Here is an 11,039-nt window from a genome sequence, read left to right as displayed (position 1 = left end):
TTTTTCATATCATAGTTTAGAAGGGGACAAGCTAAATATTCTGTAGGTAATAATGACAAACATTGACGAATTACTGTATTTTGATTTAATATGGTATTACTCATTGAAAGCTCCTTTGTAGAAAGTTTGTATTGTTTTTGGGAACAAACAAACATCTAACACTTCTACAATAAGGGCTTTCTTTTTTTATGTCTACATACAATTAGTGAATTTACATTTTATGGAATCTACGCAAAGCTAGTGGACCTGTCCCTCTGTCCCGCCACTTATTCGTTATGTACCGCTACCTTATCCTTGGTATCTTCAGTTTGCCAGCCTTTGCACACGTCTACCCATTCCTTTGCTTCCGCATACTTGAATAGTTCATCACATGTTAATTCAATTGCTGAGTTGATGCTGCCACACGCAGGAAACACTGTTGTAAAACGCTTCAAAGACTCATCTAGATATACGTCCAGATCGTTTGCAAGTCCAAACGGGCATACGCCGCCAATTACATGTCCAGTTTGCTCAACCACCTCGTCGGCAGATAGCATTCTAGCCTTAAACCCAAAGGTATGACGGAATTTTTTATTATCAATCTTTGCATCACCCGCTGCGACGACTAAAATGGCTGTATCGCCTCCCCCGCGAAAAGATAAGGTTTTCGCAATCCTTTCAGGAACAACACCGATTGTTTCAGCAGCTTGATCAACTGTTGCGCTGACTGTTTCGAACTCCATAACATCCTTTTCACGGTTCCATTTTTTAAAATGCTCTTTTACACTCTCAAGTGACATTATGTTCATCCTCCCTTTGAAGTATCATTCTATAAACTTAGCATAAAATTTCTAAAAATCAAAAAATAAGTTCACTCTTCCAATTAATGATAACTCGGTCAGTTTTATGGAAAGAAAAATAGACTTGGAGTTCCAATCCCGAAGATACTAATATTCTGTTGTAATAATCGGTGTTCCAATAGTCACATCGATTTCTTCATTCTCTAGGTCTGCTCTTAGACCAACCTGCAGGTTAATTTTTTCTTGTTCGGCCGTCATTAACTCCGATTCAAAAACCTTCGAGTAAGCTGATACAGATACAAATGTATCTTCCTGAACTTGTTCCACCACTTTTGCTTGTGCATCTTCAATCAATTCTCCCATAACCTGGCTTAATCGGTTTTTAGATGACTGTACACCTGATATGGAATAAAAGGTTTTGCTATCCTCGAAAGTTTCGCTAACCCAGTTTATATGCTCAGTCGTTAGCTTTGTTCCTATCGCTTCATTGGTAACTGCAATTTCATAATTTCCACCTGATAGATACGCTTTTAGTTTAATCGACTCAGTTATTCCGTGTTGGTTCACTTTTTTACCCTGCCATACATAATGACTATCTTCTTCAAGAATACTTTTCCAGCTATATGAATTATGATTGCTCATGAATTGTTCAATTTGATGTTTCATATCCTTTAGATCATTTGCTTGTCCAACCTTGCTTCGAGATAAAGCCATCCATGATGAAATTTCAACGCTATTTTTGTCCGCGAGTTCTTTTATATCTCCAAGATCATTTCCTTGAGTTGCTTCATTATTTGAAAAAAATCCGGCTAGCATTCCAAACGATAGAATTAGTGCAATTGTCATCTTCATCCGTCTCTCACCTCTTTAAGAAGGATAGCCAAGGTATTTCAAATCTATACCTCAAAACTATTATTCTTGTAAAATTCGGATGAACTCCTCATTTAGTTCTTATTTGTTTTCTTTACTAGCCCGTTTCCAATTAAATAAAACGATAGAACTGTAATGGAAATTAAGAAAATAGCACTGAATGGAATAATTTTCACACCCCACATGTCTTTTAGAATCGTCGAGAGTACCAATGGCCAGGAATCCGAAGTGTTTACGGCATAAATGGCACCTGATGCATCATTTTCGAATGCCACACTAATAAAGATCCCAACAATCCCAAGCTGGGCAATTAGAAACAAAGTACGTCCTAACTCATTTGCAATCAGTGTTATGAGTTGCGGTTTCATATTGGGGTATAAATAACGTCTCGATAAACGAAACGGAGATCCCCCCGCAACAATGCCCGCTTCATAATAGGGCTTGCCGGCAATATCGCTCACATATTTGAAAATGACATCTCCTACTCTACCAACCTCTATTAAAGCCAAAACTAGGATAAACCAAAACGGTCGGTTCGATGAGTATAAAAAGAAAGGGATCCCTACAATCATGACGAGCAGAAAAATAGAGGGAATATATGAAAACAGCTGATGCCAAACTTGTAAAACCACTTTAAGAAGCCGTGAATAAAAGGCCCCGATCCCCAAAAAAGCCCCCAGCAACAGCCGGATGATGACTACGCTAAAGATAATAAGAAGTGTTTCTCGCGTCCCAATGACAAGTCTGCTTAACAAATCAACACCTTGTCGGTCACTTCCTAACAAGAATTCCTCCGATGGTGAAAACGGTGGTGTTACCATTGTTCCATCTTCATATTTTAGGTATAAATGCTCCGTTAAATCTTCATCAACAAACGGAAGATAAGGACCAAAAATAGCAATCGCTACGATAAAACTTAAAATAATTGTTCCAATTGTAAGGGAAGGATTCTTCATGCTTCTTTTCCTTCCGGCGATACCAAATGACTTAGCCATAGAAATAATAGATTCGAAAGTAGGATAATGAGGGTAAATACGAACACAAACCCTACTGCACTATTCGTATTCATAAGAAAGCTGGTTCCTTCTACAAATCTTCTTGGAGCTGCGATTGACTTGTAAAAATAAAAGGCAGCTCCACGATAGTTCGTAAGGAATTCCACGATAAATAAATTAGATAGAACGTATAAAGTCATCGTATTGCTATTTATGTTGATTTTCTGTAAGGCGTTTTTCAACATATGTAACGTAATCGTCTTAAAGCGAGAAATTCCTTTTGACTTTGCGGTTCTAATGTAATCTTTGGTTTCCTCTTCTACAAGGCTCGTATATGTAATATTGGCGATAAGAAATAAAGGATACATGGCCAAAAACAAAATACACACAATAACGTTTTCAAGCTTTTCATGTCCATATAAATCAATATGTGGGAAAAGCCCAGTTTCATATAAGAACATAAGTAGGAGCTGGAGCCCAATCATAAAAAAGAGGTCTGGGACGGACAACACAAACCACGTCATCCCACTCCCCACTCCGGTCTTTTTATTCTTTAGTAAATAATCAATAACCCCTTTTATGATTCCTAAAAAGAAACCGATGAAAAGAGCCGGAATAATAAGCAAAAGACTTCTTCCTGACGTTTTTAACACATGAGACTCAACTGTATCTCCATCAGAATAAAAACCTAAACCGTGATTTTCTTGTAGAAAGGCATAAAAGTCTTTTATGTTGCCAACATGTTGCTCCACGCTATAGTCATATACAATTTTTTGTATATCTCCATATTTACTAGTTTCAAATATGACATCTCGTGGAATAAAGATAATAATCAAAAGCAAAATGGTTGTAATACACCACAATGCGAGTTGCTTTAATACCTTATTTAAAAGTGAAGTTTTCATAGGTTTTTCTTTCCTTTTACAAAAATTAGAAATATATTTAAAGTCTACTAAATTACGAATAGTTTAACAACTATATTGAAATAATTTTTATAACCTGTTTGATTTTGTTTGCTTTTTTCTGTACATTCTATAGAGGAAACCAAGGAGGTGTAATCAATGAAGTCAATTTCTGTTTCGTTTCATAAGGAAGATGCGGTTGAAGCAATGAAAGTCGATATTCTTGAAGAAGATGATTTTAATCGAGTAACGGAAGGTGGCACAAGACACCTATTCGAGCTAGATACGAATATTGGTTTTTTCGTCTTTTTCGATGGTGAAGATGCCGAGGGGAATATCCATTACCTTGCCCTCCAATATGAAGAAGAAAGTGAAGATCCATCCTACTGTTTCGAATTTGAGCTTAAGGATTTTTATGAATTTATGGCATTGTATCTCAATGACCTTGAGTTCTCAGAAGAAGAATCCGAAGACGAAGAACAAGAATATGGATCAATCCATCACCTTGCCCACCTGCTTTACCATATCGTAGAAGACGCAAAACAAGCATAGGAACAGGAAGGACCGCATCACAATGTGGTCTTTTTCCCTTTTCAAACGGGCATTTTTATGAAAAAATAATGATAGAAAGTAATGTTAATTTTAGGTGGGTGATGGCTTGTTTCTCAATATCTTTTTCACCATTGTTTATATACTAGGGGTGTATTATTTAATACAGTATAGAATGAGTATTAAAAAGGCTGTAGATCTTTCGAAAGAGGCTCTTTTTCCACAAACAGAAGAGGAATATCGCGGGATCCTTATCCCTACTGAGTATAAGGAAATGGAACCACTATCAAAATCAACTAGATCTTATAAATTTGTCAAATGGGGAACTGTTGTTGCAATCATAGTCCTCCTGGGCTTACTGATTGTTATCCTTACAACTGATTTTTTAGGTTCCTCCTTCTTCTCGATGGCGTATCTCTTTTTTGTCATCATCAGTGCTATTCGCCACCGCGGGAATCTTTTTATATTACCAAAGGGCATTATCCTACAGGGACGGTACTTTTCATATAGCCGAGTCAAGGATTATGAGGTTGAACGAATTGTGCGTTGGCATGATTTGTATGGAATTAATGACCGGATGAACTTTAGCTACAAGCTAACAATTAAGGTAAAAGGATTTTTTCCATTGGTCAATTTCGTTGTTGTTGAAAATGAAGAGCATCTTGAAAAAATCATTCATTTGCTGGAATCGGGCGGTGTCCAAGGAAAAAGAATTGCGGAATCCACCCAACAGACTACTCCAAACATAACCACAAAACCGTAACTCACCAGGCTGTCAAGCCAGTATGTCCCGCAAAACCTTTCTTGCGGGACATACTTTTGCGCTCTCCCCCTCCAGCTTGTACCGCAAAACCCTTCTTACAGGACATGTTCACGCGTTCTCATCCTCAAGCTTGTACCTCGAGGTCACTCTTGCGGGGCATGCTTACGCGCTCTTCCCCTCCAGCTTGTACCGGAAAACCACAAAACGTCCCATTTCGGGCTTGTTCAAAAAATATATCACAAAAATACGAATAAACGTTCTAGTTTTTGTTGATAATAGAATATGTGTTCGTATATAATAAAAAAAAGGAGATGATTACATGCGCGGGATTTTACAGCGTGCCCTGCTTCAGCACACACCTATCGAAATCATCTATATGTCTCAAAATGGAGTTCTTACCCAACGTAATATTCAGGTATTGGAAATCCAAGAAACCACAATTAAAGCCTATTGCTTGCTTCGCAATAAAAAAAGAACCTTTAAAATAGATAGTATTTTATCAGCAGCTGTACCAAGGAACAAAGGAGTTGTGAAATTTGCAAATTAGATCACTACAAATGAGGATGGAACATACGGAACAAGAAATATATGAACAAATCGTAAAATATATGAGGAAACACCACAAAGCTCCGACGATGCGTGAGCTTTCAAGACTTTGTACATCTGTGAGCTCCACAAGCACAATCAAGGCATACCTTGATCGTCTCAAACAAAAAGGTATGTTACATTACGAACCAAAAACACCACGTTCCATCAGCTTACTAAAAGAACTACCCCAGGCAAAATAGGGTAGTTCTGTCTCTAACATATTCTAAAGTTTTTCATCTACATCTGAGGTATCGACATCATCGCCAAACCAGTCAACGAGCTTTGCTTTCGCCTTTGCTTTGACATCCTCATCAATATGCATGGCTACTTGGAAAAGTGCAACACCTAAAGCCCCAAGATCATCTGTAAAACCAATACCTACAGCGAGGTCTGGAATGAGGTCGACCGGAAAAATAAAATATCCCAACGCAGCAAGAATTGTCACCCTCGCTTTTGCAGGTAAATTCGGCTTTTGTAGCACATAGTAAAGCAAAAGCGCCGTATATACAACAGAGTGTCCAGCTCTTAAGGCAAACTTTTTAAGCTTTTCCCAAAATTTCTCTTCCGAATAATGCTTTTCCATATCGTCCATGCGAATCCCCCATTTTATTTGTTCTGCATCCTTTACTGCTATTGTACTACATAGACAAACAAATGAATCATTGGACTATCCTGAAATTTCACTTTCCTTAGGATATGTTGCGATTCCATTTTTACACATAATAATCATTCAAATACGCTTTGGCGTATTTGCGTCCAGATTTTATTAGGCCCACATGATGTTGGTTACAAAGACGTTGCCACAGGATGTGGCGTTCTTAGTCTTTGATCTTAAGCTCAGATAGATTCCTTTGAAAATCCATGGCATCCGCCGGAGGCTTTATATTACTTTAGCAGAAGTAACTGACTTCTGCTGAATAAATTTAAAAGCTTTTTTCAAGCTCATCCACCAACGAACCTACATAAGCTACAGCCTTTTTAATTGGCTCTGGTGTAGACATGTCCACTCCAGCAAGTTTCATTAACTGTAGGGGTTTTAGTGTTCCACCTGCTTTTAATGCGGATAGCCAACGATCTACCGCAGGCTTGCCTTCCTCTTGAATCATTTGAGAAGCGGCTGTTGAAGCGGTTAACCCAGCGGAATACGTATATGGATATAAGCCCATATAATAATGTGGCTGGCGCATCCATGTTAGTGCTGCCAGATCATCCATTTCGACTTCTTCTCCCCAGAATGCGGAAAGCAACTGCGTTTTTTGTTCGCAGAGAATAGTAGCTGTAATTGGGGTGCCTTCGTGAGCTAACTCATATATACGTCGCTGTAGTTCACCCTCAAGAATATGTGTCACAAAATTGTGGTAATAGGTACCTAATGATTGTAAAATCACCCAGCGTTTCATGCGCTCATCATTTGACTGAGCCAAAATATGTCTGCTTAGAAGCATCTCATTCATTGTTGAAGGCGCTTCGATAAAATAGCGTGAAGGACGTGTGTTTGTAATACGTTGATTGCGCCCTGCTAGCACAAAGTGCCCAGCGTGTCCCAGTTCATGAGCAAGGGTAAATGTATTACGCATCGAATTATTCCATGTCATTAAAATGTAAGGATGGGCGCCGTACGGGCTTGAGCAAAATGCTCCAGATCGCTTTCCAATATTATCGGCTAGGTCGACCCAACGATTTTGGATTCCCTCTTCCATAATTTCAACATACTCTGGTCCCATCACCTGTAAGGCATCTAGCACTAACTTTGAAGCTTCTTCATATGTGACCTCTGGGTCGAAGTCTGGATCAAGCGGTGCCTTTAAATCACTATAATACATTTTCTCGAGCCCTAATACGCGTTGCTTTAATTTTGCAAGGCGACGCATATGTGGCGCTAATTCAGTTTGAATAGTCTTCAGCTGATTATGGTACATTTCCATAGTAACCTGTTGTTCGTCCAGTAGCATCTCTGTTACAGACTCAAACCTGCGTAAACGAGCTTCAATTACCTGCTTTTTCACCTCTGTAGCATATGTAGCTGAATAAGTGTTTTTATATTTATCCAAAGTCTCAGCAAAAGCTGCCGATGCCTTACGACGCAATTCCGTATTCGCTGAGTCCTCATATTTTGGGAATGAGTTAAAGGTGAGCGGATGTTCAACCCCATCATCCGTCGTAAATGGCGAAAACTGCATATCTGACGTTTTACTTCTTTGATAAATCATATATGGAGATTCCATGACCTCACCAAAAGCAGCCACTACCTCCTCAGCATCTGGGGAAAGAGTATGTTCCTTTGCTTCAAGGATATCTGCTAACGTCTTCTCGAATTCCTCCAACCCTTGTTCTTCTTTTATGTATGTACGAATCTTTTCTGCGTCTAGTGCAAGCAATTCTGATTGTATAAAGGATAGACTAGCTCTCTCATTTGAAAGTAAGGATGCCGCTCTGGCCGCGTTTGCCTGATACATAGAGTTGGTTCCATCAACTGACATATGCAGGTCGGCATAGCTGACCACCCGCATCACTCTTTCCTGCAGAGCATCCTTTGCTACTAGACAGTCCAATAAGGTTTTTGCTGTTTCACCAACACGTCCCCTGTATTGTGTAACGGTTTGGATATCCAACTGGACTGACGCAAGTTCCTTCTCCCACGCTTCATCTGTTTCAAATAAATCTTCTAGGTTCCACGTTTGTTCAACAGGGACCTCAGATCGTAATAATGCCATTTTATTATTCCTCCTTTTGATAAAATGTTTCGTAAATCGAAATAAACTCTATTTCTATTATAAAATAAACAAGCAAAGATTGACATTGAAATTCCTACTTTTCTTACAAAACCATAAAAAAGAAGATCAAGAATATCTCGATCTTCTTCCATCCTTATAACAATCCAACCATTTTTAGTCCGTGTAAAATACCATCTTCTTCAACAGACTTCGTTACATATTTGGCAACATCCTTCACTTCGTCAACACCATTGCCCATTGCTACACTATTATGAATCGTGGTGAGCATCTCCAGATCATTTAATCCGTCACCAAAGGCATATACTCGCTCTTCTGGAATTCCGAATTTCTCAACTAGCTTTTCAATCCCTTTTGCCTTTGACCCGCCACTTGGAAGGACGTCAACAGAAACCGGGTGCCAGCGCACAAAGTCAAAGTCCTTAAACTCTTCTTCGTACTGCACTTCTTCTCCTTCTTGGACAAATAGAAGCGATTGGAACAATTTCCGTCCTTCATAATACTTTGGATCATATGTAGGAAAGCTTTTGATTTTTAAAGTTGCAATGCTCTCCGTAATAAATTCATGTTCTGGAACATTTGCCTTCATGTCCTCATGATCCATGTAAACAATCGGATGATTATTGGCGAGTGCTGTTTCTGTAAGCTGTAAAAGGGCTTCTTCATTCAATGGATTTGTGAAAACTTCTTCTCCATTTAACACGACGTATTGGCCGTTGTAGCTAACGTACGTTCCGATTCCGAGCTCCTCACGCAGGTCTTCGAACATAAATGGAGCGCGACCTGTAGCAATGGCTACTTCATGTCCAATTTCCTTTAGTTTAAAAATGGCTTCCTTTGTTGAAGCTGGCAGTTGTTTTTTATGGTTTAAGAGTGTTCCATCTATGTCAAAAAAAATAAGACTTCGTTCTTTCACTTCAAATTCCTACTTTCTATTTTACTTTTGTCTGCATTCACACATAACACATACGATACAATATTTTCTTGCTTTAAACAAATGAAACACCTCTGTATTTGCAAGAAGAAAATAGTCAAAAAGTACTGCTCCTACGCATAAATTAGTACTACTGTTTTTATTTCACATCAAGGAGAGCGCATATGAGAAAAACATGGCTGTTAGGGTTTGGCTTTTTTAGCATTAGTCTTGGATGGTCTTTATATAATGGATTTGTTCCTTTTTTTCTTGATAATTATATTACGAGTACAGCTTTGATTGGGTTTCTAATGACCATCGATAATTATATCGCTCTCTTTTTGCAGCCATTTATCGGTCAGCTGAGTGACCGAACTCGGACTCGTTTTGGACGCAGGATGCCTTATTTACTAATTGGGGTTCCACTTGCTGCCCTTTTCTATACACTGATTCCCCTTCACACCGGCTTAGTTTCCTTACTCATCTTCATGTTATGTATGAACTTGTCAATGGCGGTGTTTCGGTCCCCGACAATTGCGTTAATGCCAGATATCACTCCTGACCATAAACGAACAAAGGCGAATGGAATCATCAATTTTATGGGTGGCTGCGGGGCAATCTTAGCATTTAGTATCGGCTCGTATTTATTTAGCGTTGATGAGACCCTTCCATTTATCGCCGTTTCCATCATCTTTTTAATCACTTTATGGATTGTTTTTAAACATATCAAAGAGCATCGTGATTCCCTTTCTTATACAGAAACAATTGTCCCGAAAATTAATTACAAGGAAGAATTGAACTCTTCTACTCTATATCTGTTAGCCGCGATCTTTTTTTGGTTTATTGCGATTCAGGGAATGGAGGCTTTATTTACCTTATACGGTGTGAACGAATTAGGCCTCTCCAAAAGCGCTTCTGCATTTTCGTTAACATTTTTTTCTCTAAGCTTTGTCATTTCCGCGATTCCGAGCGGTCTGTTGGGTGCAAAAATTGGGAAAAAAAAAGTGATTCTACTCGGAGTTATCGGATTAATTGTTGCATTTTTGCTGTTAAATTGGGTTGCATCGGTGTTTTATTTAAGGGCGATTTTATTTTTAGGAGGCATCTTTTGGGCTTTTGTTAATATAAATGCATACCCTTTTATTGTTTCGACAGGAAGTGAAAAAAGCTTTGGAACGAGGACGGGGCTGTATTATTTGATTTCCTCACTGGCCGCTATTACATCCCCACCTGCTCTAGGTTATTTAATTGACCTGTTTGGATTTAGTGTGTTGTTTTTAGCTGCAGCTGGTAGCTTAATGGTTGCATTGTTTTTTATTAGTAGAGTTAAAGAACATGAAGATCATGTAATTGGCTCTTAGTGGGTTAGCGATATTAATGGGCGTGTAAACTGGAAACAGTTTTATACGCCCTTTTTACTATTTCATTGTATTTACCATAGACTATTACAGTGATTTCTGTTACCATTATCAAATGGTTACCCTCGATAACTATTTTTTTTAAAAGGAGTGAACTCCCATCGAGACATTTCAATTATTTTTTCAACAACTAACACAATTGTACCGTCCTTTTGAAAGTCAACTGAATGTTGAGCTAAGTAAGCATCAGCTTTATCGGGCGCAATGGTCCATTCTTTACTATATTGTAAATTTTGGTTCTCCCACACTTGTGGAAATTTCTAATTATCTTGGCGTTGAAAAGCCGACGGTTACCAGAACCATTAATCGTTTAGAAGAACTTGGATATGTGGAGCACATTCCTGGTAAAGACAAGCGAGAAAAGAGAATGCTACTTACCGTTTTAGGCAAAATGGTTTATCACGATGTCCGAAAGACGGTTGATCAATTTGAACAGGAAATCATAAAGGGTGTTTCTGAGAAGGAACTACTTGAAGCTGTACATGTTATGAAGGCCATTCGCAACAATCTAGTAAAGTAAGGAGAGTTAC

At 38.6% G+C, this 11,039-nt stretch carries 13 protein-coding genes; 6 read left to right on the top strand and 7 right to left on the bottom strand.

Going from position 1 to position 11,039, the window contains the following annotated elements:
• Positions 1–266: 266 nt before the first annotated feature.
• From E1I69_RS12090 to E1I69_RS12075, 4 genes are all read right to left on the bottom strand, one after another.
• Complete coding sequence (locus E1I69_RS12090) at positions 267–779, bottom strand: YbaK/EbsC family protein (RefSeq protein WP_136379871.1); 513 nt, start codon at positions 777–779, stop codon at positions 267–269.
• A gap of 147 nt (positions 780–926) precedes the next feature.
• The gene (locus E1I69_RS12085) at positions 927–1,631 is read right to left on the bottom strand and encodes a YwmB family TATA-box binding protein (protein ID WP_136379870.1); all 705 of its coding nucleotides are present in this window, start codon (positions 1,629–1,631) and stop codon (positions 927–929) included.
• 92 nt (positions 1,632–1,723) lie between these two features.
• Positions 1,724–2,605: an ABC transporter permease gene (locus E1I69_RS12080; RefSeq protein WP_161974884.1), complete on the bottom strand. Its 882-nt coding sequence runs from the start codon at positions 2,603–2,605 to the stop codon at positions 1,724–1,726.
• Positions 2,602–3,549, bottom strand: a complete 948-nt coding sequence (locus E1I69_RS12075; RefSeq protein WP_136379868.1) for an ABC transporter permease subunit — start codon at positions 3,547–3,549, stop codon at positions 2,602–2,604. The genes E1I69_RS12080 and E1I69_RS12075 overlap by 4 nt, the downstream gene beginning before the upstream one ends.
• A gap of 156 nt (positions 3,550–3,705) precedes the next feature.
• On the opposite strand from E1I69_RS12075, the gene E1I69_RS12070 reads away from it, so the two are divergent.
• The 4 genes from E1I69_RS12070 to E1I69_RS12055 all read left to right on the top strand — a co-directional run bounded on the left by E1I69_RS12070 (position 3,706) and on the right by E1I69_RS12055 (position 5,646).
• Positions 3,706–4,098, top strand: a complete 393-nt coding sequence (locus E1I69_RS12070; protein WP_136379867.1) for a cytosolic protein — start codon at positions 3,706–3,708, stop codon at positions 4,096–4,098.
• Positions 4,099–4,204: 106 nt separating this feature from the next.
• Entirely contained in the window at positions 4,205–4,858 is a 654-nt protein-coding gene (locus E1I69_RS12065) for a hypothetical protein (protein WP_136379866.1), read from the top strand.
• Between the two features lie 319 nt (positions 4,859–5,177).
• Positions 5,178–5,405, top strand: a complete 228-nt coding sequence (locus tag E1I69_RS12060) for a hypothetical protein (RefSeq protein WP_136379865.1) — start codon at positions 5,178–5,180, stop codon at positions 5,403–5,405.
• Positions 5,395–5,646 (top strand): LexA family protein, encoded by a 252-nt coding sequence (locus E1I69_RS12055; protein ID WP_136379864.1) that lies wholly within the window; start codon positions 5,395–5,397, stop codon positions 5,644–5,646. Before E1I69_RS12060 ends, E1I69_RS12055 begins: the two co-directional genes overlap by 11 nt.
• A 23-nt stretch (positions 5,647–5,669) precedes the next feature.
• Here the strand turns inward: E1I69_RS12055 and E1I69_RS12050 are convergent, their stop codons facing one another.
• From E1I69_RS12050 to E1I69_RS12040, 3 genes are all read right to left on the bottom strand, one after another.
• Positions 5,670–6,038 carry a YkvA family protein gene (locus E1I69_RS12050; RefSeq protein ID WP_431731879.1) on the bottom strand — a complete coding sequence of 123 codons (369 nt, stop codon included), beginning with the start codon at positions 6,036–6,038 and terminating at the stop codon, positions 5,670–5,672.
• A gap of 331 nt (positions 6,039–6,369) precedes the next feature.
• Positions 6,370–8,160 carry an oligoendopeptidase F gene (pepF, locus tag E1I69_RS12045; protein WP_136379863.1) on the bottom strand — a complete coding sequence of 597 codons (1,791 nt, stop codon included), beginning with the start codon at positions 8,158–8,160 and terminating at the stop codon, positions 6,370–6,372.
• Positions 8,161–8,314: 154 nt separating this feature from the next.
• The gene (locus E1I69_RS12040; RefSeq protein ID WP_136379862.1) at positions 8,315–9,094 is read right to left on the bottom strand and encodes a Cof-type HAD-IIB family hydrolase; all 780 of its coding nucleotides are present in this window, start codon (positions 9,092–9,094) and stop codon (positions 8,315–8,317) included.
• Positions 9,095–9,276: 182 nt separating this feature from the next.
• On the opposite strand from E1I69_RS12040, the gene E1I69_RS12035 reads away from it, so the two are divergent.
• Together E1I69_RS12035 and E1I69_RS12030 are read left to right on the top strand one after the other, a co-directional pair.
• Positions 9,277–10,452, top strand: a complete 1,176-nt coding sequence (locus E1I69_RS12035) for an SLC45 family MFS transporter (RefSeq protein WP_136379861.1) — start codon at positions 9,277–9,279, stop codon at positions 10,450–10,452.
• A gap of 196 nt (positions 10,453–10,648) precedes the next feature.
• The gene (locus E1I69_RS12030) at positions 10,649–11,029 is read left to right on the top strand and encodes a MarR family winged helix-turn-helix transcriptional regulator (protein ID WP_242634586.1); all 381 of its coding nucleotides are present in this window, start codon (positions 10,649–10,651) and stop codon (positions 11,027–11,029) included.
• Positions 11,030–11,039: the final 10 nt, after the last annotated feature.

The organism is Bacillus timonensis, assembly GCF_004799755.1.
GTDB classification, from domain to species: Bacteria; Bacillota; Bacilli; order Bacillales; family Bacillaceae_L; genus Ferdinandcohnia; species Ferdinandcohnia timonensis_A.
Note: the sequence above shows the minus strand (reverse complement) of the source record. Positions and strands in the feature narration are given on the sequence as shown.